The 26,813-nt window shown below is 32.9% G+C and carries 34 protein-coding genes; 30 read left to right on the top strand and 4 right to left on the bottom strand.

The window, feature by feature from the left end; genetic code table 11:
* Window positions 1-70: 70 nt before the first annotated feature.
* The 10 genes from ACNFIH_RS19610 to ACNFIH_RS19565 all read left to right on the top strand — a co-directional run bounded on the left by ACNFIH_RS19610 (window position 71) and on the right by ACNFIH_RS19565 (window position 6,109).
* Window positions 71-976: an arginase family protein gene (locus ACNFIH_RS19610; protein WP_426484430.1), complete on the top strand. Its 906-nt coding sequence runs from the start codon at window positions 71-73 to the stop codon at window positions 974-976.
* A 138-nt stretch (window positions 977-1,114) separates the two neighbouring features.
* Window positions 1,115-1,501, top strand: a complete 387-nt coding sequence (locus tag ACNFIH_RS19605) for a YdeI/OmpD-associated family protein (protein WP_426484429.1) — start codon at window positions 1,115-1,117, stop codon at window positions 1,499-1,501.
* A 42-nt stretch (window positions 1,502-1,543) separates the two neighbouring features.
* Window positions 1,544-2,224: a DUF4919 domain-containing protein gene (locus ACNFIH_RS19600; protein ID WP_426484428.1), complete on the top strand. Its 681-nt coding sequence runs from the start codon at window positions 1,544-1,546 to the stop codon at window positions 2,222-2,224.
* A 13-nt stretch (window positions 2,225-2,237) separates the two neighbouring features.
* Window positions 2,238-2,669: a GNAT family N-acetyltransferase gene (locus ACNFIH_RS19595; RefSeq protein ID WP_426484427.1), complete on the top strand. Its 432-nt coding sequence runs from the start codon at window positions 2,238-2,240 to the stop codon at window positions 2,667-2,669.
* A gap of 32 nt (window positions 2,670-2,701) precedes the next feature.
* Window positions 2,702-3,652 carry a hypothetical protein gene (locus ACNFIH_RS19590; protein ID WP_426484426.1) on the top strand — a complete coding sequence of 317 codons (951 nt, stop codon included), beginning with the start codon at window positions 2,702-2,704 and terminating at the stop codon, window positions 3,650-3,652.
* Between the two features lie 21 nt (window positions 3,653-3,673).
* Window positions 3,674-4,063: a DUF1801 domain-containing protein gene (locus tag ACNFIH_RS19585; RefSeq protein ID WP_426484425.1), complete on the top strand. Its 390-nt coding sequence runs from the start codon at window positions 3,674-3,676 to the stop codon at window positions 4,061-4,063.
* Window positions 4,064-4,094: 31 nt separating this feature from the next.
* Entirely contained in the window at window positions 4,095-4,682 is a 588-nt protein-coding gene (locus ACNFIH_RS19580; protein ID WP_426484424.1) for a hypothetical protein, read from the top strand.
* 97 nt (window positions 4,683-4,779) lie between these two features.
* Entirely contained in the window at window positions 4,780-5,226 is a 447-nt protein-coding gene (locus ACNFIH_RS19575; protein ID WP_035647116.1) for a hypothetical protein, read from the top strand.
* Between the two features lie 17 nt (window positions 5,227-5,243).
* Entirely contained in the window at window positions 5,244-5,690 is a 447-nt protein-coding gene (locus ACNFIH_RS19570) for a hypothetical protein (protein WP_426484423.1), read from the top strand.
* Window positions 5,691-5,701: 11 nt separating this feature from the next.
* Complete coding sequence (locus ACNFIH_RS19565) at window positions 5,702-6,109, top strand: hypothetical protein (protein ID WP_426484422.1); 408 nt, start codon at window positions 5,702-5,704, stop codon at window positions 6,107-6,109.
* A 93-nt stretch (window positions 6,110-6,202) separates the two neighbouring features.
* Here ACNFIH_RS19565 and ACNFIH_RS19560 read toward each other — a convergent pair whose 3' ends face one another.
* Entirely contained in the window at window positions 6,203-8,710 is a 2,508-nt protein-coding gene (locus tag ACNFIH_RS19560; RefSeq protein WP_426484421.1) for a M14 family zinc carboxypeptidase, read from the bottom strand.
* Between the two features lie 105 nt (window positions 8,711-8,815).
* Here ACNFIH_RS19560 and ACNFIH_RS19555 point away from each other — a divergent pair, with 105 nt between their 5' ends.
* From ACNFIH_RS19555 to ACNFIH_RS19490, 14 genes are all read left to right on the top strand, one after another.
* Window positions 8,816-9,415, top strand: a complete 600-nt coding sequence (locus ACNFIH_RS19555) for an NAD(P)H-dependent oxidoreductase (protein WP_426484420.1) — start codon at window positions 8,816-8,818, stop codon at window positions 9,413-9,415.
* Window positions 9,416-9,656: 241 nt separating this feature from the next.
* Window positions 9,657-10,142, top strand: coding sequence for an SRPBCC family protein (locus ACNFIH_RS19550; RefSeq protein WP_426484419.1), 486 nt, complete (start codon window positions 9,657-9,659; stop codon window positions 10,140-10,142).
* A 135-nt stretch (window positions 10,143-10,277) separates the two neighbouring features.
* Window positions 10,278-11,174 (top strand): NmrA family NAD(P)-binding protein, encoded by an 897-nt coding sequence (locus ACNFIH_RS19545; protein ID WP_426484418.1) that lies wholly within the window; start codon window positions 10,278-10,280, stop codon window positions 11,172-11,174.
* Between the two features lie 12 nt (window positions 11,175-11,186).
* Window positions 11,187-12,101: a helix-turn-helix domain-containing protein gene (locus tag ACNFIH_RS19540; protein WP_035647130.1), complete on the top strand. Its 915-nt coding sequence runs from the start codon at window positions 11,187-11,189 to the stop codon at window positions 12,099-12,101.
* A 62-nt stretch (window positions 12,102-12,163) separates the two neighbouring features.
* Window positions 12,164-12,589, top strand: coding sequence for a hypothetical protein (locus tag ACNFIH_RS19535; RefSeq protein WP_142450934.1), 426 nt, complete (start codon window positions 12,164-12,166; stop codon window positions 12,587-12,589).
* 1 nt (window position 12,590) lies between these two features.
* The gene (locus ACNFIH_RS19530; protein ID WP_426484417.1) at window positions 12,591-12,806 is read left to right on the top strand and encodes an ArsR family transcriptional regulator; all 216 of its coding nucleotides are present in this window, start codon (window positions 12,591-12,593) and stop codon (window positions 12,804-12,806) included.
* Window positions 12,807-12,889: 83 nt separating this feature from the next.
* The gene (locus ACNFIH_RS19525; protein WP_426484416.1) at window positions 12,890-13,258 is read left to right on the top strand and encodes a nuclear transport factor 2 family protein; all 369 of its coding nucleotides are present in this window, start codon (window positions 12,890-12,892) and stop codon (window positions 13,256-13,258) included.
* A gap of 188 nt (window positions 13,259-13,446) precedes the next feature.
* Entirely contained in the window at window positions 13,447-14,493 is a 1,047-nt protein-coding gene (locus ACNFIH_RS19520; RefSeq protein ID WP_426484415.1) for a serine hydrolase domain-containing protein, read from the top strand.
* A 7-nt stretch (window positions 14,494-14,500) separates the two neighbouring features.
* Complete coding sequence (locus ACNFIH_RS19515) at window positions 14,501-14,923, top strand: DUF1801 domain-containing protein (protein WP_426484414.1); 423 nt, start codon at window positions 14,501-14,503, stop codon at window positions 14,921-14,923.
* 6 nt (window positions 14,924-14,929) lie between these two features.
* Window positions 14,930-16,027 carry an MBL fold metallo-hydrolase gene (locus tag ACNFIH_RS19510; RefSeq protein ID WP_426484413.1) on the top strand — a complete coding sequence of 366 codons (1,098 nt, stop codon included), beginning with the start codon at window positions 14,930-14,932 and terminating at the stop codon, window positions 16,025-16,027.
* A 42-nt stretch (window positions 16,028-16,069) separates the two neighbouring features.
* Window positions 16,070-16,600 carry a GNAT family N-acetyltransferase gene (locus ACNFIH_RS19505; RefSeq protein ID WP_426484412.1) on the top strand — a complete coding sequence of 177 codons (531 nt, stop codon included), beginning with the start codon at window positions 16,070-16,072 and terminating at the stop codon, window positions 16,598-16,600.
* Window positions 16,601-16,624: 24 nt separating this feature from the next.
* Window positions 16,625-17,749, top strand: a complete 1,125-nt coding sequence (locus tag ACNFIH_RS19500) for a lactonase family protein (RefSeq protein WP_426484411.1) — start codon at window positions 16,625-16,627, stop codon at window positions 17,747-17,749.
* A gap of 169 nt (window positions 17,750-17,918) precedes the next feature.
* A complete protein-coding gene (locus ACNFIH_RS19495) occupies window positions 17,919-18,446 on the top strand; it encodes a GNAT family N-acetyltransferase (RefSeq protein ID WP_426484410.1) in 528 nt (175 codons plus the stop codon).
* A gap of 2 nt (window positions 18,447-18,448) precedes the next feature.
* A complete protein-coding gene (locus ACNFIH_RS19490; protein ID WP_426484409.1) occupies window positions 18,449-19,030 on the top strand; it encodes a TIGR00730 family Rossman fold protein in 582 nt (193 codons plus the stop codon).
* Between the two features lie 11 nt (window positions 19,031-19,041).
* Here ACNFIH_RS19490 and ACNFIH_RS19485 read toward each other — a convergent pair whose 3' ends face one another.
* Window positions 19,042-19,878, bottom strand: a complete 837-nt coding sequence (locus ACNFIH_RS19485) for a helix-turn-helix domain-containing protein (protein ID WP_426484408.1) — start codon at window positions 19,876-19,878, stop codon at window positions 19,042-19,044.
* A gap of 85 nt (window positions 19,879-19,963) precedes the next feature.
* Here ACNFIH_RS19485 and ACNFIH_RS19480 point away from each other — a divergent pair, with 85 nt between their 5' ends.
* From ACNFIH_RS19480 to ACNFIH_RS19455, 6 genes are all read left to right on the top strand, one after another.
* Window positions 19,964-20,356, top strand: coding sequence for a DoxX family protein (locus tag ACNFIH_RS19480; RefSeq protein ID WP_035647146.1), 393 nt, complete (start codon window positions 19,964-19,966; stop codon window positions 20,354-20,356).
* 5 nt (window positions 20,357-20,361) lie between these two features.
* Window positions 20,362-21,312, top strand: coding sequence for a polysaccharide deacetylase family protein (locus ACNFIH_RS19475; protein WP_426484407.1), 951 nt, complete (start codon window positions 20,362-20,364; stop codon window positions 21,310-21,312).
* A 168-nt stretch (window positions 21,313-21,480) separates the two neighbouring features.
* Entirely contained in the window at window positions 21,481-21,948 is a 468-nt protein-coding gene (locus ACNFIH_RS19470) for an SRPBCC family protein (protein ID WP_035647147.1), read from the top strand.
* Window positions 21,949-22,034: 86 nt separating this feature from the next.
* Window positions 22,035-22,403: an iron chaperone gene (locus ACNFIH_RS19465; RefSeq protein ID WP_426484406.1), complete on the top strand. Its 369-nt coding sequence runs from the start codon at window positions 22,035-22,037 to the stop codon at window positions 22,401-22,403.
* A 64-nt stretch (window positions 22,404-22,467) separates the two neighbouring features.
* Window positions 22,468-23,367: a TlpA family protein disulfide reductase gene (locus ACNFIH_RS19460; protein ID WP_426484405.1), complete on the top strand. Its 900-nt coding sequence runs from the start codon at window positions 22,468-22,470 to the stop codon at window positions 23,365-23,367.
* A 7-nt stretch (window positions 23,368-23,374) separates the two neighbouring features.
* Complete coding sequence (locus ACNFIH_RS19455; protein WP_426484404.1) at window positions 23,375-24,058, top strand: 2'-5' RNA ligase family protein; 684 nt, start codon at window positions 23,375-23,377, stop codon at window positions 24,056-24,058.
* Here the strand turns inward: ACNFIH_RS19455 and ACNFIH_RS19450 are convergent, their stop codons facing one another.
* Together ACNFIH_RS19450 and ACNFIH_RS19445 are read right to left on the bottom strand one after the other, a co-directional pair.
* Window positions 24,059-24,421: a glyoxalase gene (locus ACNFIH_RS19450; RefSeq protein ID WP_426484403.1), complete on the bottom strand. Its 363-nt coding sequence runs from the start codon at window positions 24,419-24,421 to the stop codon at window positions 24,059-24,061.
* 14 nt (window positions 24,422-24,435) lie between these two features.
* Complete coding sequence (locus ACNFIH_RS19445) at window positions 24,436-26,583, bottom strand: cation:proton antiporter (protein WP_426484402.1); 2,148 nt, start codon at window positions 26,581-26,583, stop codon at window positions 24,436-24,438.
* Between the last annotated feature and the right edge of the window lie 230 nt (window positions 26,584-26,813).

Genomic DNA, 26,813 nt, shown 5'->3' with positions numbered 1-26,813 from the left:
TAAAAATCCGATTTGTGAAAGCAAGTCGGATTTTTTTATTTTCATAACTTTACCCTAAACATAGTAAGTTATGAAAGAGATTTGTATTGTTGAATTTCCATCGAATTTAGGTTTAAAAGAACCTCAGCCAGGAAAAGAACCCGGAGTAAAAAAATTGCCCGAATGGCTATGGCGACATAATCTGCATAAAGAAATTAACCCTAAAGATGTCTTGACGCTTGATGCTCCGAAATACACGAATAGTAAAGATCCTGAAACTCAAATTCTCAATGCAAATTCGCTTGTAGAATACTCCAGAGAACAAGCATATTTAATCAATAATTTACTTTCGCAAAATAAATTTCCATTTATAATTGGTGGTGACTGCAGTATTCTTCTAGGAACTGCAATTGCTTTAAAACAAAAGGGAAATTATGGTTTATTTTACCTAGATGGACATACCGATTTCATGGACGTTTCCTTATCTGAAACTGGCGGCGTCGGCGGAATGGCAGCTTCAATTGTAACGGGAAACGGACATCCAAAACTGACCGACATTCTTAATCTTTCTCCGTATATCAAAGAAGAAAATCTTTGGTGCGTGGGTAATCGTGAATATGATGAAGAATATGAAAATGAAATCCGAAATTCGAAAGCAACATATCTTAGCTTAAATGAAATTCGAAAGCAAGGAATTTCGAATTGCGCTCAAACCTTTCTTTCTGAAGTCAAAAACAAAAATCTTGACGGTTTTTTTCTTCATATTGATGTTGATGTTCTAAACGACGAAATTATGCCGTGTGTTGACAGCAGAACACCAGACGGACTTTCATATGCTGAGTTTAATGAACTTACCTCCTATTTATTTCAAAGCGAAAAATTGACCGGGCTAGAAATAACAATTCTGGATCCAGATCTGGATCCGACTGGGCAATGCACAAAAGATTTTGTTACCAATATTACAAGTACTTTTAATGAGTTCAGAAATAAATTTTAATAAAAACAAAGCACCAAACAAATTACTGTTTTAAAAAATTACAATACTCAAATTCAATATTTTATACTATTTTTACTACTGACAATCCGTTGTCACAATGCCATTTTACTTTTACTGAAACAATTAAAAATAAGTTTTATGGAAACAAAAGACGGAAAACTAGCTGTTTATGCCGAAACTCGGGCAGACTGGAGAAAATGGCTTTCAGAAAATGGTGCAAATGAAAAATCAGTTTGGCTAATTTTATATCACAAAAAAAGCCAGACAAAAAGCGTCAATTTAATTGAAGCTACTGAAGAAGCGCTTTGCTTTGGATGGATTGATAGTCTTTGCAAAAAACGTGATGCTGAAAGCTATTATTTGACTTTTTCACATCGAAATCCGAAAACCAGCAAATGGAGCAAACCCAATATTGAAAGAGCTGAAAGACTTATTGCAAAGAATTTAATGACAGAACAGGGCCAAAGATTAATTGATATTGCCAAAGAACAAGGAAAATGGATTATTGATACTTCAGAAAAATAAATATCATTCACAATCACAGTTATAACCTAAACTATCTATATCATGCTAAAACATTTTCTTTTCATCTTGCTTTTCAGTTTCGGAATGAATGCTTTTGCTCAGGAACTTGATTTCAAAGCACCGGATTATAAACAAATTGAAAAAGAAATTCAGGATAAAAAATCGGTATTTTATTATCCGAAGCTGATGGATCGGTTAGCCAAAAATGATACACTCATGACGCAGGATGATTTTCGCTATTTGTATTTTGGATATGTTTTTCAGCCTAAATACAACGCTTTCTGGAGATCTCCTGATGAAATAAAGCTTCGCGAATATTACAACAAAGAAAAACTGGAAACCGCTGATTATAATGAAATCATCAAACTTGCCAATCATACGCTGACTGATTTTCCTTTTGATTTAAAACAACTCAATTATCTGGCATACATTTATCATTTGAAAGGAGATGATGAAGCGGCAAAAATAACTTCATACAAATTTCACAACATTATGAACGCCATTTTGTCTTCTGGTGACGGCAAAAAATGTGAAACAGGATTTCATGTCTTATTAGTCGAACATGAATATGTCATGCTCAATCTTTTTGAACTCGAATCAAAAGGACAATCATTGGTTGGAAATTGTGATTATCTTAGCTTTGAAAAAGGGAAATATAATGTTGATGGCGTGTATTTCAATATTGAAAAAATGCTTGAAAATGAAGCCAAGGGAATTAAATAAGCTTATAAATTGAATGACTATAACAACAATAAGAGAAAAGGATTATGAGCCTTTGAAAAAATTATTTTTAGAGGAAAGAAAAAGTACTTTTTCGTGGCTCGACCAATCGGAATTTCAATTAGATGATTTTGAGAAACTGACTCAAGGCGAGTTTATTCTAACGGCACTTATTGATGATTTTCCGGTTGGATTTATATCGATTTGGATGCCCAATAATTTCATTCACCACTTATACATCAGCAGAAAATATCAGGGACAAAACATTGGAACTGAATTGCTAAAAGCTGCCACAAAAAAAGTTGCATTTCCTATTACATTGAAATGTTTAGAAAAAAACATGAAAGCCGTCGATTTTTATAAAAGCAAGGGATTTATTGAAAAGCAAAAAGGAAATTCTGAACATGGTACTTATATTTTGTTTTCCTTAAAAAAAGATATTCTCTGACTTAAAAAACAACATCTAATTACTTCATTAAAATGAACAAAATCGTAAATTATCTATTCTTTATTTTATTCTGTTTCTTTTCATGCAAAAACAAACCTGTAATCATCGATGAGGCACAAAGCCATGCAGAAATACATGCAGAAATGGATAAAATTTCTGCTGAATATGACAAATTTGACAAGCAATTAAGGCTTCTGTATAATGAAGGAGAAAAAAATCCGCAACAAACAATTTTGAAAGCTGATAGTTTGCTACGAGTTAATGATGCAGAAAAAGATTTATATAAATCTCGAATTAAAAAAAATGTCGCTTCGAGCCTAAATTATTTAAAAGCCGAATTATACTATAAATTAGGAAATTACAGCCAATCTATAAAAGAGGTCGAAAAAGAAGATTATGTTTCATCAAATAATGCCGCTCTTTTTGCTGCCAATTATGCTAAATTAAAACAATTCGACAAAGCAAAATCGTATGTAGATAAAATTGGGCAAGGATTTTATATTTATGACTATGCGCTTGCTACTTATTATGAAACTGTTGGAAATAAAGATGAAGCACTAAAAATTTACAGCGAAATAAAATCAAATAAGGAAATCAAACGTTACGCTTATTATCCTTGGGCTGTGGCGCGTTATGAAGAATTAAACAAAGACAATCCAAAGTTATTGGATGAAATTTATTTTCCAACCGAAAACCCAAGTTTTGAAATTGCAGATTCAGATGATGACAATCGACACAAAATTTTTGATATAATTTTTGCTTTGCCTGAAGCTAAAAACAAAAGTGTTTTGATCGCCGAATCTCCACAAACAAATGACAAAGATTATTATTTAATAAAGGTTGGCAAAAGCACGGGATTTCAACCCGAAGATTTTAAATGCGAGTTTAGTTTTTTAGTTTATCCAAAAGACTTTTCTCTGAAATATTATGACGAGAAAAACAACAAACTGCTTACTATTGACGAATGGAGAAATTCTAAATAATACAGCAAAAAACATAGTATCATGAATCAGGAAATTAAAGATTATAACGATTCTCAAACTACCGAAGACAAAAAAATATGTGTTTTGTTAAGTTCTGAGATAAATTCATTTTTGCATGAGGCCGAAAGCAAAATCTGGCACAGACATCCGGTTTGGTTTTTAGACGGAAATCCTGTTGCGGGCTATAGTAAATTAAAAGATTCTGTAAGACTTCTTTTTTGGAGCGGTCAGACTTTTGAGGAATCGGAACTTCAGAATGAAGGAAGTTTTAAAGCTGCCGAAAAACGTTACACAAATGCTGAACAAATCAATATTGACGATTTGAAAAGATGGCTTGAAAAGGCAAGAAACATTCAGTGGGATTATAAAAATATTGTCAAACGAAAAGGTGTTTTGATTCGCCTGAAATAATTTTAATTTAAAAAAAGCATTAAAACTACAAATGAAAACATTAACTAAAAAAGACATTGAAAAACCAATTGGAGGTTTATTTTTCATGATTATTAACACTTCGATTTGGGCTTTTATAGCCGAATATTATCTCGAAAATAAAGACTCCCGTCTTGCAGGCATTTTTTTAGGACTTATCATTATGAGTTTTTTATTCTTTTATCTGAAATTTACAAAAGCTCAAAAAAATCTTCCGGAAAGCACAATTGAAAAAACAGAAGAAGAAAAGAAAAACGAAAAATGGTTTTTGATCATTTTTGGTCTGGAAGGTCTCGGAATATTACTTGCCAAAAATATTTTGATGAATATTAATCACGACGAACTATTTATTTGCTTTTTTGTTCTAATTGTTGGTCTGCATTTTTTTCCCCTGGCTAAAATATTCAAACGTACTTTTGATTTATACATAGGAACCTGGACTTCTTTATTTGCAATTCTTGGTATTTATTTGATAACACAAAAAATTACACCAGTAAATATTGCTAATGTAATTGTTAGTTTAGGCTGTGCATTTGCAACTATTTCTTATGGGTTCAGAATGATTCTTGAAGGCCAAAAATTGCTCTTAATCAAAAGCTAATTTAGAAAATTAAACAATATTTTAATAAATTACCTACAATTAACGCAACCTTTTAACTAAAACTTCATCTTTAAATAAAACCAATTAATTTAAACCGATGAAAAAATATTACTTACTATTACTTATAGCAGTTCTTGGCTCCTGTAGCAGCAATGATAGTGAACCAAACGACACTACAGCTCAAGAATCTTTAAGCGGACGCTGGAACTGGGTACAATCTACCACGCAATCTAATAATACACCAATTACGCCTGCCTCACACAATACTACAATTGTTTTAGAATTTTCTGGCACTTCTTTCAAACAATATCAAAATGGAGCTTTGGATTCTAACAGAACCTTTTTTGTTGTAAAAAAGCCATCAATTTATGGTGGTGAAAAAAATATGTTTGTATTTGTCAATGCTTATTCTCTTACAGGCAAATCTTCGCAAACTCGACCTACCGGTGATCTTTCCTTTGAAATCATTGAAAATAAACTGTATATCAGGGAAGAATTCACGAATGGTATAATATCAGAATATGATCGTATAAAAGAATATTAAAAGCTAAATCAATTCTTATGAAAAAATATTTTTTATTTTTTGCTTTGATCATTTTGAGTTCATGCAATAGTGACGATACTCCCAAAAATGACGATGCCGAAGTCGAAAAGAAACTACAAGGAAAATGGAGCTGGACCAGTACTACTAACGGAGTCGACGGCACTATTACTACACCCGAAACTGAAAAGAAAACAATTCTACTAGAATTTTCAGGTAAGAATTTTAAAAAATATATCGATGGAAACTTAACAATAAATACCACATTTGAAATCGTGACCCAACAAGTGATTGGAGAAACCCCTACTCAAACCCTTGTTATAGCTGGTTTTTATCGCATTACAAACAAAAAAGCCACGATAGTCCCTACTCATAGCTTTGAAGGCATTAAAATAAGTGGTTCTAAGTTAAATCTGAATATGATATGCAATAAATGTAATGCTTCTGAATATGTTCGTTTAAACTAAAATTATTGCAAATGAAAAAATATCTTTTACTTTTTGTTTTAGTCATTTTGAGTTCGTGCAGCAATGACGATAAAAATTCTAATAGCGCAGCCTCGTTGCAAGGCCGATGGCTTTGGGTTTCATCGACTGGAGGTTTTCAAGGTGTTACTCCTGCTGCTTTGAATCGAAAAGAAGAACTTGAATTCTCTGATAATTATGTAAGCACGTACATAGATGGCCAATTAATGAAAAAACTAAAGTTTCATATTGCCACAAAAAAATCAATTTTTGGAGGAAATAAAAAAATGATTGTAATTGATAAAGAGGACATAACTCAAGTATATTATGCTGATCGATCTTTTATTGTTATTGGCAATAACCTTACTTTAAGTGAAGAATGCAATGATTGTTTTATATCGAAATATGAAAAAGTAAAGTAAATTGATCTCGTTCTTTTTAGAAGTCTTATAAAAACTTCTACTTCAAAATAAAAAAAATGCTCTTCAAAAATTGTTTCTGAAGAGCATTTTTTATTAGTTGACTAAAAACAGTGAATTGCTGAATAAGAGAATTCCGTTTTCCCAAAAACCTCTAAAAAGCGGATTATCCATCATATAAATCACACTTCCGTCGCCTCTTTTATCGACGGCAAAAGTCACTGTTTCCGGAAGTTTTTTCTTGATGTCGTTTCCAACGAAACCATAACTCAAAAAGTTTTTTGGAATGTATGCCACGTTAATCGCATTTTTCAAAAGTGAAAACGATCTTTCGTTTGTTTTTAAACTATAATACGTATTTCCTAAACCAAACGCCATTGGATATGTTTTATCTAATTTATTTTCGATAATCGCGCCTGGAATTGTACCTGAAATTTCTCTTCTTTCTGAACCTTCAAAGTCAAGAAAGCGTTTTTTAAGCTCGATTTCTTTTTCTTCTTTTTCTGATTTCTCTTTGTCTTCTTTACTTGCAAACATGCTTAACGCATAACCTTCGCGATCCTGAAATAGCGAAATTGCACTGCTCATAGCAATTACTTTTCCGCCATTTTTAATCCATTCGTCAATGTGCTTTTTTTGATCATCTGAAAAATCATAAGAGCCATCCGAAAGAATCAATGTATTGTAATTGTATAATTTAACTCGGTTGAAATTTGAAGTTTCAACAATACTTACCGGGTATTTTATGACTTCATCCAGATAATGCCAATTGGCTCCAAACTCTGTCGAAACAATTCCTTTCCCTGAAAGCATCAATATTTTTGGCGCTTTTAAAAGAACAAAATTTTCTCCGCCAATATCTTTTGAATTGGTGGAAAATCCGGTCGTAATAAAACTATAATCCGATTTGATTTTAATGATTTCGCTGATAGTTTTCTCAAAATCGGCAATTTTTGGATTATCTGCGCGACTTATGATTAATCCGCCCGGTTCAATTGTAATCGTTCCGAAAACTGCCTTTTTCATTGCCGAACGCACTTTGATTCCGCCTTGATGCAATATTGAAAGAATTTGTGCCGAAGTTCTGCTGTTCCAAGGTACATAAAAGGCGTAAACACTTGCTGGAATATTTTTTGGAGCAATTTCAATTGCAGTTTTCGTTTTTACAGAAAGTGCATTTTTTACTGCATAACCTTCAACTCCATACGCCAATGGCAATGCCCAAGCCGTAATATCATAGGATAAACTATCATTCAATTTTTGATTGGGTTCAAATAAAACCTGCGTTAAAACAGATCTCGGTTGATCTGCTTTTATGATTAAATCATTTGGTTCAATCTTGAAACTTTCAGTTTTCTTGTTTTGATAATGAAAACCAGATGCGCTTGCAGATGCATCGGCATAACTGAATTCTATATCATTCTTTTTCAGCACTTCAGTCAGTTGTTCCAGTTTTGCATTGCTTTTTAAAACATAGGTATTGTAGACACCTTTTGCTTTTTTGCGGGCATTTTCATGGAAGTCTCTAAAACCTTTTAAGAGAACATCTTTTTGTGAAGCTGCACTTTCTACAACTGTCAATACTGCCGTTGCGTGATGTGTCAAACGGTCTTTTATGGTAACGTTTGTTCCATTTTCCATAGTAACTTCGCGTCCTGCTCCAATTCCACCCTGCTCTAATGTCAAACCAACTGCGCCGTTGTAGGTTGGGTATGTATCACCATAACTTGGATAGAACAAATCAAAACGTTCTCTGGTATTGTACATCCAATTTTGTTTGTCGAATTTTTGCGAAATATTTTTTCCTAAAACATTATGAAAATCCTTTTGATATTGTTCAATAAACTCATGCAAAGGTTCGGCTGCAGGAGGAAAAAAGTAAGGTGAATTATAACTCATTTCATGCACATCTGTATGAACCTGAGGCATCCATTGATTGTAGACTTTTATACGTTGCTGCGATTCAACTTGAGTTTGCCATGCCCAATCGCGATTCAAATCAAACAAATAATGATTGTATCTTCCGCCTGGCCATTCTTCCATATGTTCTCTGTCGTACAAACCTGGATGATTCTTTTTACCTGAAATTTCTCTTAACCAATTTCCATAACGGGAATAACCATCAGGATTAATACATGGATCCAAAATTACGATAGTGTTTTTCAGCCATTTTTTTGTTTCTTCATTTGACGGATTCAAAAGTTCATACGCAACAGTCAAAGCGCTTTCGGTTCCAGCAAATTCATTTCCATGAACATTAAAACTCAGCCACACAATAATTTTGTCTTGTGAAGTAGCCGATTTTGAATCAGAAAGCCCGATCGAAGCCAAATTATTTAAACGAATTTGCTCCAGATTTTTCAGATTTTCAGCATCCGAAATAAAATACAAATTCAAATCGCGCTGTTCGTTTGTCAAACCATACTGCTGTTTTTTAATTAAAGCTGAATTCTCGGTCAGATATTTAAAATAATCTTCGACCTGATGGTAATAGCTGATTTGTTTTCCATAATTCGGAATAAATTCTGAAGGCGACTTTAGCTGAGCCAAAGCAGAAATTGAAGCAGTTATAAAAAATAATGCTGCGTAAAGGTTTTTTCTCATAATTAGGTATGGTTTGCAGATGCTTAAAAATAAGAATTAACTTTATATAATTAAAAGCTCTCCAAATTTTAATTGAATTATTAACTTTTAAAAAAATCAAATTCCATGAATATTTTAATTGTTTACGCGCATCCCAGCAAAAAATCATATACTTTTCAGGTGTTAGAAAGGCTTAAATCTATTGTCACGAAACAAAACTGGAATCTTGAAATATCAGATTTATATGCTTCCGATTTTAAAAGCGATATGTCTGAAGAAGAATATGAGAGAGAAGGTTTCGCAAAACTTGATTTGCCGATTCCTAAAGATGTTTTGGAAGAACAAAAAAAGATCGAAAATGCTGATTGTATCATTTTCCTTTATCCGGTTTGGTGGAGCGATTGTCCTGCAAAACTGAAAGGCTGGTTTGACCGTGTTTACTCTGTTGGTTATGCTTATGGACAAACCGAATCTTTTCCGAAAATGAAAACAATTCCGTTTGGGCTTGTAATTTGTACTGCCGGTCATCCGAATGATTTTTTGAATGAAATCGGAATGGCACAAAGCATGGAAAAAATCATGCTGGAAGACCGACTCGGAAAACGTTTTGAAAATAAAGAAATGCTGATTTTAGGAGGAACTTTGGAACTGGAAAAAGTGATGGAAGGACATTTTTTGGAGATTGAGGAACTTGCTAAAAAAATTAAAACAATCTCAATTAAATAAAATAATCTTACAAACAAACCGGACTAAAGTCCGGCTCTACAATATGTACCGAGCCTAAGGCTCTTCTAAAGTTCCGAAGGAACGAATTATTTTGTAGAGCTGGACTTCAGTCCAGTTTAAATAAAAACATATCAAATAACACAACTTGTCTGAAATTCCCCTTTCTTTTGTCTTTTAAACACCCTAACATATTGGTTATAAGACAGTAAATTTGTAATACAAACCTTTAAATTATTTAAAAATGAGTACTTCAGATTTTACAACCACAATAAAAGTAGACCAATCTCCTCAAGAAGTTTTTAATGCTCTTACAAATGTCCGAGGATGGTGGTCAGAAGAAATAAAAGGAAATACTGCAAAACAAGACGATAAATTCGATTATCATTATGAAGATGTTCACCGCTGCAAAATAAAATTAATTGAAGTTGTTCCGAATAAAAAAATTGTTTGGCTGGTTGAAGAAAACTATTTTAAATTCACCGAAGACAAAACGGAATGGACAAATACAAAACCAACTTTTGAGATTTCAGAAAAAGAAGGAAAAACCGAACTTCGTTTTACACATTTTGGTTTAACTTCAGAATACGAATGCTTTGAAATCTGTAGAGGCGCCTGGACAAATTACATTCAAAACAGTCTTAAAAAACTAATTGAAACCAGAAAAGGAGAACCAAATGCAACCGGAAAACCACAAACAGAAAACGAAAAAAGACTATCTGAAAAATAAAAATCTGTGACAAAAAACTTAGAATCTAAGTAACTTAGAATCTTAGCATCTTTTTTTAAGCTACAACAATAGTAGATTTGGCTACAGCACTTTTTTAGATGTTGCGCAACTTTGCAATATCTAAAATTAGAACAAATGAAAATTATACTTACAGGTTCTTTAGGGAACATCAGCAAACCTTTAGCTATTAAATTAGTACAAAAAGGACATGACATTTCAATTATCAGCAGTAAAGCTGAAAATCAGTCTGAAATTGAAAAATTAGGCGCAAAAGCATTAATAGGATCGGTTGAAGATTTAGACTTTTTGACACAAAGTTTTACAAGTGCAGATGCCGTTTATTGCATGATTCCGCGTGCAAATTATTTTGATCCAAATCTTGATTTAGATGCTTTTACGCGAAAAATCGGAAATAATTATGCCGAAGCAATTGCAAAATCAGGCGTAAAACGTGTGGTTTTCCTAAGCAGTATTGGAGCACATTTAGAAAAAGATTCAGGAATTATTCAGCGTTATAATGAGATTGAAAGTGTGTTGAATAAACTTTCAGAAGTTTCGATAACCTTTATGCGTCCAACTTCTTTCTATTATAATTTGCTGGCTTATATTCCTGTAATTAAAAATCAAGGTTTTATCGCTGCCAATTATGGTGCTGATTCCATTATTCCATGGGTTTCTCCAAATGATATTGCAGATGCAATTTCAGCCGAACTTACAACTCCGCTTGACGGAAAAAAAATTCGTTATGTTGCAAGTGAAGAACTTACTGGACATGAAACGGCAAGTATTTTAGGAGAAGCGATTGGAAAACCTGATTTAAAATGGATTTTAACCACAGATCAGGAAACTTTAAATGGATTGATTACTGTGGGAATGCAACCTAAAATTGCAGAAGGTTTAGTCGAAATGTACGCCGCACTACATAATGGTTCATTAGGCGAAGATTATTACCAAAACCGACCTGCAGAACTGGGAAAAATGAAACTTGCAACATACGCAAAAGAATTTGCATCGATTTACAATCAGAAATAAGTACCTTAGACTATGGCAAATTTTCAACCACATCGAATAAAAACTATAAGCGAATTTCATGAATTTAGAGATTTGCCAAAACCCCAACATCCGTTAATCAGTGTTTACAATTTTGAAGATCTTAAATATCTCAATGAAGCCGAACCGAAAAGCTTAATGTTGGATTTTTATTCGATTGCACTTAAAAGGAATTCGAATGCTAAAATGAGATACGGACAGCAGGAGTACGATTTTAAAGAAGGGGTTTTAATGTTTATTTCGCCAGGGCAAGTTTTTTCAATCGAAGGAAATTCAGAACTACAACATACAGGATGGTCATTATTGATCCATCCTGATTTTTTGTGGAATACGCCATTGGCACAAAAAATCAAGCAATATGAATATTTTGGTTATGCCGTTCACGAAGCATTACATCTTTCTGATAAAGAAGAAAATATGCTTGTGGGAATTATCAAAAATATTCAGCAGGAATACCAATCGAATATTGATAAATTTAGTCAGGATGTCATTATTGCGCAAATTGAATTATTTCTAACGTATTCTGAACGTTTCTACAACCGACAATTTATTACCAGAAAAATAAGCAACCATCAAATATTAGCTCGTTTAGAAAAATTGCTTGAAGATTATTTCAACGATCATTCTTTGTCAAAAAAAGGTTTGCCAACAGTTCAGTTTATTGCAGAAAACCTCAATGTTTCGCCTAATTATTTGAGTGGCTTATTGAAATTGCTTACGGGTCAGAGCACGCAGCAACACATCCACAATAAATTAATCGAAAAGGCAAAAGAAAAACTTTCAACAACCAGTTTATCAATAAGTGAAATTGCATTCGAATTAGGTTTTGAGCATCAGCAATCCTTCAGCAAATTATTCAAAACCAAAACAAATGTTTCACCTTTAGAATTCAGACAATCATTTAATTAAAAATTATTTCGATACATATAATTCATAATTTTCATAAATTCGTAAAACTAAAACTTTAATTTATGAACCCTATTTTAAGAAATACTCTGGCGGTTATTGCCGGAATTATTATTGGAAGTATTGTCAATATGAGTATAATTTTAATAAGCGGTTCAATTATTCCTCCTCCAAAAGGTGCAGATAACACCACTATGGAAGGCTTAAAAGCAACAATGCATCTATTTGAAGCCAAACATTTTCTTTTTCCGTTTTTAGCACATGCAATAGGAACTTTTGCCGGAGCTATTACAACGGCTCTGATTGCTTTTAACCATAAAAAGAAACTGGCTTTGCTTATAGGTGCTTTCTTTTTATTTGGCGGTATTGTAAGTGTGTGTTCACTGCCGTCGCCAATGTGGTTTACAGTTGTAGATTTAGTTTTTGCCTACATTCCGATGGCCTATTTGGCTTTGAAATTAACTTGTAGAAGAAAACCTCAACTCCACTAAAATGAACAGCGAATCTGTGAAAGTAAAACCTGCAAAAATGTGTTACTCACATATTGGAGGAAAACTCGGCCAGTTGCTAGTTGAAACTTTTGCCGAAAAAGGATGGATTGCCAAAAAAACTCCAACAGATAAACATTTTTACATAACAGAAATTGGCCAAACCGAATTAAAAAAATTAGGTGTTGATATTTCTCAAATCAAACCGGAAGATTTATAAAAAAATAAATAAAATCCGGACTTTATTTACCCCAAGTGTAGCTTCAAATTTCTTAACTTAGTTGTCTTTTATATTTGAACATCATGACTAAGAAAGAAATTGCCAGAGACTTCCTGAAACTTGCTGCAAACGGACATTCGCATGAGGCATTTCGACTTCATGTCAGCAAAAAATTCAAACATCATAACGCTTATTTTAAAGGCGATGCGGAAACATTGATGCTCGCAATGGAAGAATCAGCACGAACAAATCCGAATAAGATTTTTAAAATCCATCATATTTTAGAAGATGACAATTTGGTCGCTGTGCATTCTCATTTAAAGCAAAACTCAACAGATATAGGTTTTGCGGTTGTTCATATTCTAAAATTTAAAGCAGATAAAATTGTAGAGCTTTGGGATTTAGGCCAGCCCGTTCCAAAAGAAACAATTAACGAAAACGGAATGTTTTGATTTTTTTAACCGCAAAGCACGCTATATTTTATTTACGTTCTTTTATAAAACCGCAAAGTTCGCAAAGCTTTGTATTGAATCAGCTTTGCGAACTTAATACGTTCAAACTTTTAAACAGAAGAAAAATCTTAGCGCTCTTTGCGGTTAATTTTTTTTCTCATTTCAACCTGAAACCTGAAACAAAAACAATGAATTCCATTTTTAAAATTTCTTCTTTATTATCTATCATCTTAATCTTTTCGAGCTGTAATTCATTTGCTCAAAAAGAAAACAATTATTCAACTAAAATCGACAGTCTTATCCAAAATACTTCGCCTGTTTTTAATGGTGTAATTCTGATTTCAAAAAACGGAAAAAAATTATATTCTAAAGCAAAAGGCGTTTCTAATTTTGAAACCAAAAAACCTTTAAAATTCGACAGTCAATTCGAAATCATGTCAAACAGTAAACTGATAACTGCTGTTTTGATTTTACTCGAAGTTGAAAAAGGAAAAGTGGAACTGAATGCTCCAATAAAAAAATATTTGCCAGAATTGACTCAAACTTGGGCCGATTCTGTTACGGTTCATCAGCTTTTAAATCACACACATGGAATTATTGATTTACAGAAACCATTGGTATTTAAATCGCGAACTCAGTTTAAATACGGTGATTTAAGTTATACGCTTCTTACCAAAATTATAGAAAACACTACGAAAAAAAGTTATACAGAAATAGCCGAAACGTTATTCAAAAAACTGAAAATGACAAATACATTTTGTTATTCGAAAGATAAAATTCAAAATTTAGTTACCGGCTATTTTAATTCCAAAGGCACTTTTGAAAAAGTACAAAAAACTCAAATTACACCACAAAACTTAGGTGCCGATGGAGTTGTTTCAACAGTAACGGATCTCGCAATTTGGAACAATAATCTGCATAAAGGAAAAATTCTGAAACCAGAGACTTATCAATCAATGCTTCGCTACACGATAACGGCACAACATAATTTCTTCGGGAAAGAAAATGAAGGTTATGGTTACGGAATCAGAATTACTGAAAAAGAAGCTGTAAAATATGTAGGTCACACTGGTTTAGGCGACGGATTTTCTTCTGTAAATTTGTATTTCCCAGAAAGCGATATCAGTTTGATTGTTTTAGAAAATCAGATGAACGAGGATTCTGAATTGTTTTATGCATCAGAATTCAAAATCAAAAATATTCTTTTGAAAAGCGATTTATTCATTAAAAAATAATTTTCCAATGGCGAAAAATAAAACAAATGAAACCGAAAGCAGTGTAACTGATTTTATAAATACTGTCGAAAATGAACAGAAAAGAAAAGATGCTTTTCAACTTCTTTCAATAGTACAGGAATTAACAGGTTTTGAACCAAAAATGTGGGGTCCAAGTATTATTGGTTTTGGAAGCTATCATTATAAATATGACAGCGGTCACGAAGGCGATGCACCATTAGCAGGTTTCTCACCAAGAAAAGCAGCAATGACCGTATATTTTTATCTGCCCGAAGGCAAGAGAGAAGAACTTTTATCAAAACTTGGCAAACACACCTCTTCAAAAGCATGTATTTATGTCAAAAAACTGACTGATATTGATATAGAAATATTAAAAAATATCATTTTACTTTCTATGGAATATACCCAAAATTTATACCCTTCAAATTAAAAAAATATGATCCTTACTTTATTTCTTCTTTTAATAGCCGTTGCCATCTATTTTGCCTTTCATCCAAGATTCGGAAAAAGACCCGCTGGTGAAAGACTTGCTTTAATACAAAAATCGCCTCAATACAAAAACGGAAAATTCGAAAACCAAAGTTTCACGCCTGAACTTGCAGAAGGTTACGGCTATTTTGATGTTTTAAAAGAATTTTTCTTCAAAAAAGTAGATCGCAAAATTCCAACTGATGTGATTCCGTCAGTAAAAACCAATTTACATGAAATTCCGTTAGACCAAGATATTCTGGTTTGGTTTGGGCATTCGTCTTATTACATTCAGCTTGAAGGAAAACGTTTTTTAATTGATCCTGTTTTCAGCGGCAACGCCTCTCCTATTTACGGAACTACAAAAGCTTTTAAAGGAACCGAAGTTTATACCGCCGATGATATCCCGGAAATTGATTATTTATTGATGACGCACGATCATTATGATCATTTGGATTATGCGACGATTATGGCGTTGAAACCTAAAATCAAAAAGATAATTACAGCGCTTGGTGTTGGTTCGCATTTTGAGTTTTGGAAATTCCCTGCTGAAATTATTATCGAAAAAGATTGGCATGAAAAGATAGAATTGGATCAAAATTTAACGCTTTATACAACTCCGTCAAGACATTTTTCTGGCAGAAGTATTAAACGCTGTAACACACTCTGGACTTCTTTTGTCTTAGAAACCAAAGATTTTAAAATGTATCTGGGAGGCGACAGTGGTTACGATTCGCATTATGCTGCAATTGGCGAAAAATTTGGTCCTTTTGATATTGTGCTTATTGATAATGGCCAATATAATCCAGCCTGGAAGTACATTCATAATTTGCCGCAAGATGTTATAAAAGCAATTAAAGATTTAAAAGCAAAAAGAGTCTTTCCTGTTCATTCGTCTAAATTTGCATTGGCACTTCATCCGTGGGACGAGCCTTTGATCAAAATAACCGAATTGAATAAATTATCTGAAAATCCTATTCCGTTAATTACTCCTAAAATTGGCGAATTAGTAGAATTAAAAAATAAAAATCAGGAATTTCAGCAATGGTGGAAAGGGGTTAATTAATTATAAATTGTTAACTCAAACTTGAAACCTGAAACAAAAAAAATGACCATATCAAATTATACCATTCGAAACGCAAGTCCTTCAGAATTTGAGGAAATTGGAAAACTTTTAATTCGTGTTTATTCGGCTTTAGAAGGTTTTCCGAAAGAAGATGAACAGCCCAATTATTACAAAATACTAGCCAATATTGGTGCTTTTACTGAATATCCTGAAACAGAACTCTTAGTTGCTCTCGATGAAAATAATGTCATTGCCGGAGCGGTTGTCTATTTTAATGACATGCAATATTATGGTTCGGGCGGAATTGCCACTCAGGAAAAAGATTCGGCTGGATTTCGTCTTCTTGGAGTTGATTCTCAAGCGAGAGGAAAAGGAATTGGAAAACTTTTAACATTAGAATGCATTAAAAAAGCAACTGAAAATAAACGAAAACAAATCATTATTCATTCCACTTTAGCAATGAAAACGGCTTGGGGAATGTATGAAAATATCGGATTTAAAAGAGATGAAATTTTGGATTTTATGCAGGGAGAACTTCCTGTATTTGGATTCAGATTTCCTATTGATTCATAAAACTAATATCAAAAAAAATAAAAATTGAAACTAAAAACTAACCTTTTTGCCATTATTTTTCTGGCAACTTTTAACCTATTTGCACAAAATACCTATGTTTTTCTGGGTTCTTATAATCGTGATAAATCAGCTGAAGCAATACAGATTTATCAACTGGATACCATAAACGGAAAATTATCAAAAGTAGCATCAGCAAAAAACATTATAAATCCTTCCTATTTGACTGTTTCCCCAAATGGGAAATATGTTTACGCCTGCACAGATACGAAAACGCCAAATGCAGGAAGCGTCAGCAGTTTTGAATTTAATCCCGAAAATAAAAGTCTGACTTTCCTAAACAGCCAAAGAAGTGGTGGCGAAAATCCGGTTTATGTTACGGTTCATAAAAGCGGGAAATGGATTGCCAATGCCAATTATACTGAAGGAAGTGTTTCTGTTTTTCCGATTTTAGAAAACGGAAAAATCGACTCGATTGCACAAAATTTTCAATATATGGACGGAAGCACGCATAAAGAAAGACAAACTCGTTCGCATGTACATTCGGCTGTATTTTCACCTCAGTTTGATTATTTGTTTTTACCCGATTTAGGTGCCGATAAAATCCGTTGTTATGCCTTTGATGAAAATCAGAAAAAACCATTGATTGAAACCAAAAATCCTTTCACTAAAACCGATTTAGAAGCCGGACCAAGACATTTTACTTTTCATCCGAATCAGAAATTTGGTTATTGCATTGAAGAAATGGCGGGCCAAATAAGCGTTTATCATTATGAAAATGGTGTTTTAAACAAAATTCAGCGTATCGCCACGCATCCGGACAAAATAAAAGAAGGATTTGAAAGTTCAGACATTCATATTTCTCCAGACGGAAAATTTCTGTATGCGACCAACAGAGGAAAAGAAAACAATATTGCCATTTTTACAATTGATGAAAATGGATTTCTGAAAAATATTGGTTATCAATCAACTTTAGGAAAACATCCAAGAGTTTTTGCTATTGATGAAAGCGGAAAGTTTTTAATTGCTTCGAATGTTAATACCGGAAATGTGGTTGTTTTTAAAAGAAATCCAAAAACGGGTCTTCTAAAAAAGGCCGGAAAAGAGATTAAGATGGAAAGTGTTTCGTGTGTTCAGATTAAACGAATTTGATTTTCTTATAAGTATTATTGATAATATTGTCATTTCGACGAAGGAGAAATCTTCACAAGAAACTCGACAAAGATTGACTCCCTTTGCTGAAATACTCGCGAAGATTTCTCCTTCGTCGAAATGACAAACTTTGCGACTAATCTTTCCAAAAAACTAAAAACCAAAAATTATGTCAACAAATAATTTCAATTTACAGCCTGATTTTCTCGAAAACGAAATCTTAAAATTGATTCCGTTGCAAGAAAATCATTTTGAAGCGCTTTATAAAGTCGCTTCAGATCCTTTAGTTTGGGAACAACATCCGAATAAAAATCGCTATGAAAGAGAAGTGTTCCAAAACTTTTTTGAAGGAGCGATGGAAAGCAAAGGCGCTTTTGTCATTTTGGACAAAACCTCAAATGAAATTGCCGGAAGTACACGATTTTACGATTACGAACCTGAAAATAAAAGCGTTTTTATAGGTTATACTTTTTACGGCAGAAATTTCTGGGGAACTGGTTTTAATGCACAAGTAAAAAAAATAATGCTCGATTATGCTTTTCAGTTTGTTGATAACGTTCAGTTCCATATTGGGGCAGAAAATTACCGTTCGCAAAAAGCAATAGAAAAATTAGGTGCCAAAAAAATAGACGAAATCAATGTTGCTTATTATAACGAACCTTCGCGTCATAATTTTGTTTACAGAATAAAAAAATAAAAATGAAAAATATAACCGTTTTTTGCGGATCCAGTTTTGGAACCGATGAAATATTTAGAGAACAGGCAGAATTGCTCGGAAAAACTTTAGCAAAGGAAAATATTGGATTGATTTATGGTGGTGCAAATGTCGGCTTAATGGGCGCTGTCGCAGATGGTGCATTGAGCGAAAACGGAACTGTAATTGGCGTTCTTCCAAATTTTCTACGATCAAAAGAAATCGAACATTTAGGCTTAACCGAACTAATTGTAGTGGAAAGCATGCACGAACGAAAAACCAAAATGAATGATTTATGCGATGGTGTAATTGCGCTTCCCGGCGGTTTTGGAACACTGGAAGAGCTTTTTGAAATGCTGACTTGGGCACAGCTAGGACTTCATAAAAAACCAATCGCAATTCTAAACATAAACGGATTCTACGATTCATTAATTGAGTTAACAAAAAATATGGTCGAAAAAGGCCTTCTTAAAGATGTTAATCAGCAAATGCTTTTGGTAAGCGATAATATTCCGGATTTATTGGAAAAAATGAAAAATTATAGCCCTCCAACTGTTGGGAAATGGATAAATAAAGAAGAAGTTTAATGTGTTTCAGATTATAAGTTTTTAAACTGCTTTTTATACGCACTCGGGTTTAGTCCTGTATATTTCTTAAATAATCGATTCAGATGGCTTGCATCACTAAAACCAAATTCGTACACGATTTCATTAATACGCATATTGGTAAATTTTAATCGGGTTTCAATCAGTTTAATTTTATATGCGATACTATATTCTTGTATATTCTGTCCTATTTTCGTTTTAAAATACTCGCTTATATACGTTGGTGAAACATTAAAAGCTGTTGCCATTTTCGAAGATTTCAATTGATCTGGCCGATAGATATTCTGATGAACATAATGTAATAAATCTAAATTTTGCATCGTGCTGGTCTGCTCAAAATTTATATTCGCCACAAGCGAAATATTTCTGGCAGCAATGGTTATTATAGTATTTAGAATTTGTTTTATTACTTCTTGTTGCTGCGGATCACGACTTTTTTCTTCTCTAATAAGAGCTTCGATCATTGCTCTTATTAATGGCTTGTCTGTCACTGTCTTTAATATACATCCCGGCAAATGATTATGATTGTGAAAAATAAATTCAAGTTTTTGAATCCATTCGCTGCTTTGAGTTTTAAGATAACTGTTATGAAATCTAATAAAGAAAAATTTCGTTTTCTCAGTAACTTCAAAACTGTGAGTATCTTCAGGAAAAATCAAAAATAACTTATCACTACTGTAAGGTAATCGATGATCATTTATGATCTGAATTCCTTTTCCTTCCAATACAAAAACCATTTCAAAGAAAGTGTTTTTGCGCTCTTTCGCTTCATATTCTAAAACTTCTAAAAACTGAAGTTCAAATGGATGATATAAATTTCTAATTTCCATCTTTCAAAAGTACAAAATATTCCAATGATTGTACAAATTTAAAAAAGTAGATCTTCTCAACTTTGTAGTATAAAATTACAACAATATGGAAACAACTTCTTTTTTATTATTACGCATTGCAATAGCAATCAGCATGTTTGGACATGGATTAGTACGACTACCAAAACTGGAAACTTTTAGTAACTGGATGACCAACAGTTTTGAAAATTCTATGCTGCCAAAAATTCTTGTGACTCCTTTTAGTTACATCTTACCCGTAGCAGAATTTTCAATTGGCGTTTTATTATTACTAGGTTTATTTACAAAACCATCTTTAATTGCCGGAGCTGTTATTATGCTAATTTTATTATTTGGCACCTCAATGATTGAAAACTGGGAAGCCATACCGTCACAACTAATTCACATTGCTTTTTTTGCTTTACTATTACATTTTATAAATGATAACAGTTGGGCCATTGATACATTAATTAAAAAATAAGCGTTATGAGTTCAAGAAGAAATTTTATTAAACAAACCGGAATAATAGGAATGGTTGGCATGATGAATCCTATTGAAACATTTTCTGAAGTTTCAAAAAACGCTCCTGCTTTTTCTTCTAAAAAAGCGAAATGGGCAGACGGTTCAAGATTAGTGGTTTCAATCTCTATGCAGTTTGAAGCCGGAGGACAACCGCAAAATGCCGAAAGTCCTTTTCCTCAAAACATGCAAAAAGGGTTTATTGATCTACCAGCTTCTACCTGGTATGAATACGGATATAAAGAAGGAATTCCACGTATGCTGGACAATTGGGATAAACTTGGCGTAAAAGTAACTTCACACATGGTTGGAACCGCTGTTTTAAAAAATCCGGAACTGGCAAAAGAGATTGTACAAAGAGGCCACGAAGCCGCCGCGCACGGAATGAGCTGGAGCACGCAATATACAATGCTGTATGAAGAAGAAAAAAAGTTCATAAAAGATGGTATTGATGCTATAAAAAAAGTCACTGGTTTTTCTCCTGTTGGTTATAATGCCAACTGGCTGCGCCGAGGACAAAACACACTCAATATTTTACAAGAACTTGGTTTCAAATATCATATCGATGATCTTAGCCATGATGAACCTTTTATCATTCAGGTAAAAAATAAAGATTTTGCAGTAGTTCCATACACAATCAGATGCAACGACATAGTTCTGATTGAAGGGAAAAACTTTTCATCAGATCAATTTTTCCAACAAGCGAAAATGGAATTTGACCAATTATACGCCGAAAGTGAAACACAACGACGCCAAATGTCAATTAGTTTTCACGACCGCATTGGAGGAACTCCACAAATGGTAAAAGCCACAAATGATTTAATAAAATACATGCAACAACATCAGGGTGTGAGTTTCAAACGCAAAGATGAAATCGCCGAAATTGCACTTCACGACAAGACTACAATAAGAGAATAATCAATTTAGAATTTGAAATCCATACAAGTTAAAACTTGTGTGGATTTTTTATTTCTGGTAATTGGAATTTCTTTCTTAAATTAGGGCTTCAAAAAAAAATGTTTTGATTTTTCGTTTTTTTTTGAAGTATTTGCCTCTATTTTACAACGCACATTTTAGACATAAACCATGAAAACAGAAAACAACAAATTTGCAAAAGCCGAAATGCTGATTAGAAAACCTGTTTCAGAAGTTTTTCAGGCTTTTATTGACCCGGAGATTACAAATAAATTTTGGTTTACAAAGGGTTCCGGAAAATTAGAAGAAGGCGAGAAAACGGAATGGACTTGGGAAATGTATGGTTTTTCGCTTTCGGTTACAACGCACGTTTTGCAGCAAAATAAAAAGATTGTTATCGAATGGGGAAATCCCGACGAAACGACTTTAGTGGAATGGATTTTCACCCCTTTAAACGAAAATGAAACTTTTGTAAGCATTACAAATTCAGGCTTAAAAGGAGATTCAGATAAAATAATTGATCAGGTTCGTAATTCAACTGAAGGCTTTACTTTAGTTTTAGCCGGTGCAAAAGCGTATTTGGAACATAAATTACAGCTCAATTTAGTTTTAGACCGATTTCCGAAAGGATTGGCTTAATTTCAGTTTCAAGTTATTTTTGTTTCATGTTTCAAGTTTTCAGCAGTAACTTGAAACATGAAACGTGAAACCTTAAACAAAGCAACATGGAAGTTAAAAAGCCCAAAAACATTGACGAATACATCGGTGGATTCCCAAATGATGTTCAGGAGATTTTGGAAAAAGTAAGAATGACAATTCAGAAAGCGGCGCCTGATGCGAAGGAAAAAATCAGTTATTCGATGCCCGCTTTTGAACAAAACGGAATTGTAGTTTACTTTGCGGCCTTTAAAAATCATATCGGACTTTATGCTTTGCCAAGCGGACATGAAGAATTTAAAGATGCACTTTCAAAATACAAATCGGGAAAAGGTTCTGTTCAGTTTCCCTTAAAAGATAAAATGCCATATGATTTAATCACTAAAATTGTAAAATTTAGAGTGAAAGAAAATCTTGAGAAAACGAAAAAGAAATAATTTTATCTTCAGCTATGTTTCTAATATTCGGTTAAATATTTAAAGCCGAATCAAATTTTTATCTATGAAAAAACTACACTTTTTCTTTTTTGCCTTTTCATTATTTTCAAGCCATTTTATTATCGCTCAAAATGAAGTTGCAATAGAAAAAGAAATTCTGGAATTGCATAAACCAACAAAAGTAGTTCACGATTCTATTTCAAAATTAATGAAAGAAGTAGGTTTAAAAATCGAAACTGAAAAAGATTCACTCAAACGAAACCAGCTTACATTGCGCCTAGATACATTATGGAATACATTGGATCAAAATGGTATTAATGAATTAAAACTTGATTTTGATTTTGCCCGAAAACATCCTAATTCACCAAAAGCATTACATTTAATTAGAATTTCGGTAGGTCGATTTGTCGGAATGAATTTTTATGACACTTTCGTAGATGTTTTCCAAAATTTTACTCCTGAAATTAAAAATTCAGAAGAAGGAAAAGAAATGACCGAGAAATTAAAGTATTTTAAACAAAGCAAAGTGGGAAGCAATGCTCCAAGTTTTAGCTTAAAAGATATTGACAACAAAACTATTTCTCTCAGTGATTATAAAGGAAAAAAATACATCTTAATTGATTTTTGGGCTAGTTGGTGTGCTCCTTGCCGAGAAGAATTGCCATATGTGAAAGAATTATATAAAAAATACAAACAGCAAGGTTTAGAAATTATTAGTATTACCAAAGATGAAAAATCAGATCTTTGGAAAAATGCCATTGCAAAAGAAAAAATTGAATCCTGGAAACATATTTCTATTTTAGAAAACCAAAGTACAATTGACAAAGATTATTTCGTCAATGGCATTCCGCATAAAGTTTTGATTGATAGAAACGGAATGATTATTGGTAAATGGAAAGGCAGCGGAGAAAACAACAAACAAGATTTACAACAGCTTTTAAAATCAATTTTTGAAGCGGAATAATTTTAAAATGAATTTAACCGAACATTACAACCAACTTTATAAAACATCTTCTGAAGCGATTTCAGCAGGAAAATATTCGATTGATACCGAAATTAAAAACGAAGCTGATTCCCGTTTTGGAATAACGCTATTAATTCGTCCAAGTGAAGAAATAAAAGAGAATATACAGCTTTTCATCAATGAATTAAAAAAAGCCGAACCTGAGCAATATTATTATCCTGATTCAGATATTCATATTACGGTTATGTCGATTATTTCCTGTTCAGAGGAATTTCAACTAAATCAGATTGCGCCAAATGATTACATTCAGTTAATCTGCAAAAGCATGGTTGATGCAGATAAAATTAAAATTCATTTTAAAGGTATTACAGCTTCATCTTCTGCCCTAATGATTCAAGGTTTTCCAACTGATGAAACTTTGAATAATTTCAGAAATAAACTTCGTGAAAACTTTAAAAAATCTGATTTACTCCAAACAATTGACAGCCGATATACGATTTCGACAGCACATGCAACGGTTATGCGCTTTCAGGAACCGCTTCATGATCCTAAGAAATTAATCGAAATCGCCGATAAATTTCGTGATTATGATTTTGGAGAATTTGATGTGAAAAACCTGGAACTGGTTTATAATGACTGGTATCAGCGCAAAAATACTACGCGAGTTTTGGGGAATTTTGGTTTGAGATAATTATTTAAATTTCCCAAAATGCCATAAAACTCCAGATGGATCGTGAAGAAAACATTCACTTCCCCAATCTAAATATCTTACCGGAGTTAGTTTTACACCTTCGTATTTTTCGGGAAGATTTAATGCTAAAAGCTCGTTGTAATATCTTTCAGTATCATCAACTTCAAGAAAAATCATGGTATTTTCGATCCATTCTTTTGCATAATAATCTTGCAGATAAAAAGCAATTTCTCCACTTTTAAAAACAGAAAAATTGGATTCTAAAACAATTTCCTCAAATCCTAAATCACGATAAAAACTTCTTGATATTTCGAAATTTTTGGCACCAATAAAGGGACGAATTGATTTTATGTTATGATCCATTTTATTGATGTTTTTTATCCTTTCTTCAAAATACTTCCCAAACCTCTACCAATCTGTTCAATCGCTTCAAGCCCTTTTGTTAAAGGTGTTGCGGTAAAATCTTCATAAGCATCCATAGCACTTTCTTTTCGGTCATCTTGCGGATAAACCAAAATGATATTATTGTCTCCAAAGGACTTCTCAAATTTCTGCGGAAGTCTTTCAAAAATGGATTGATAGGAAACGGAGCCTTTTCTCGATAAATTGAAGACAATTAAATCAGTTGGTTTCATTTCATCTGAAATCGATTCGAAATTATCCCATTCGATCACGCTTTTAAATCCGAATTTTGCATTTAATCTTAAGTTATTTGCAATTCCCTGAATGGCTTGATGCGTTTTGTAATCGGCATAAATTACGATTGAAATGCTCAATTCCTGAGATAATCTACAGATTTTTTGCAATAAAAGATGAAAACCAATTCCTCTTTCAGAAAATGGCGGACAAACAAAAACGAGTCTCTTTTCTTCTATAAAATTAGTTGGAAATCGGCAGATGAATAAACTTTTATCTACGTTATTAATAATAGAATCAACATTTTCTCCAAAAATTTTATCTAAAAATCCCGTCTTTTTAGGCCAGCCAATAATCACGATATCCGACATGATTTCTTTAGAAGTTCTGGCAATTCCACTCGCCGGATTATGATCAATTCTGGCAATTGTATTTATTTTTACTTCAGAAGCTGAACCTTGAATAACGAATTTATCTACGGCTTTTCGGTACTTTAAAATATTCTTTTCGGCCTGATCATTATTCGGAACAATCGTTAATAAAGTAACCGGATTTGGTGATTTTTTATCTTTAATCAAAAGTGCAAAATCCAATAAACTTGCCGTCGCCGAAGTTTTTGCCAGCGGAATTAAAATATGTTCATCTAAAATTTGATCATGGCTGGCATCTTCATGCGAAATCTCTTCTTCGCAAATAGCAATTTTTTTAGCGGCTTTTTCCGTAGCAAACGAAGCCACAATACAAGTAATCAAAATCAGAATAATAGTTCCGTTTAAGATATTTTCATCCAGAATTTTAGCCTTAAAACCAACTAAAATTACGGCTAAAGTTGCTGCGGCGTGTGCACTGCTCAATCCGAAAATTAATTGTCTTTCGGTTTTAGTATATCTAAAAACAATCTGCGTAAAAAAAGCTGCCGTCCACTTTCCAAAAATAGCCACAACACTCAATGTTGCTGCTACAATTAATGCTGTTGGTCCGCTTAAAATTACACTTACATCAACCAGCATTCCAACAGAAATCAGGAAAAACGGAATAAATAATGAATTTCCAATAAATTCAATTCGATTCATCAAAGCAGAAGAATGCGGAATTAAAGGATTTAATGCTAAACCAGCAACGAAAGCGCCAATAATAGGTTCTACTCCTGCTACTTCGGCTAAGAAAGCTGCAAAGAAAACAACTGAAAGTACAAAAATATAATGTGCGTGTTTTTCACTTTCCAATTTCTTGAAAAACCATTTGGCTATTCTCGGAATTACTAAAAACATAATCGCCGAGAAAATCGCTAATGAAACAGTCAATTTTATCCAAAAGGCCTGGTTTAAACTTCCCTGGGTGCTTCCCATAATAACAGCCAGAATAATCAAAACAGCAGTATCCGTCAAAATGGTTCCTCCAACGGTAATTGCAACTGCTTGATTTTTAGCAATTCCTAATTTGCTCACGATTGGATATGCCACCAAAGTATGCGTTGCAAACATACTTGCAGTTAAAAAACTGGCATTAAAATCATATTTCAGCAAGTAAAAACAGACAGGAAAACCAATTGCAAGCGGTATAATAAAAGTGAAGAAACCAAATAATAAACTTTTATTTCTATTGGCTTTGAATTCGTTCATATCGAGTTCAAGTCCGGCAATAAACATAATGTATAACAGTCCTATTGTTGAAAATAAATCGACTGCAGAGCTTTTAGCAAGCATATTTAATCCATGAGGACCAATAATAACACCAGAAATAATAAGACCAATAATCCCGGGAATATTGATTTTTTTAAGTAAAATTGGACATAATAAAATTATTAAAAGTATCAGCGAAAAAATAGGAACTGGCTTAACAAGAGGAAATTCTAATTCATGAATTAAATGCTGGAAAAATTCTATCATAATCTAATTTTATGCTTTGTGGTATTGTAATCGCAAAAAGACATTTTCAGAATTCAAAAAAATTCTTTGAAGTAATTTTTAATTATACCAAACAATTTAAGCTGTTTTTAGTGTAAGGCTCTTTACAAAAATACCGAAAAAACGCTAACTTTCTACGCAAACTGCATATTAAACAATTAAATTTATTTTGTTGTCAAATTATTAATATTTAATACCTTTTTTAACAAAAA

Source organism: Flavobacterium sp. 2 (genome assembly GCF_049949195.1).
In the GTDB taxonomy this organism is placed as follows: domain Bacteria; phylum Bacteroidota; class Bacteroidia; order Flavobacteriales; family Flavobacteriaceae; genus Flavobacterium.
This window is presented reverse-complemented; position numbering and strand designations above follow the sequence as displayed.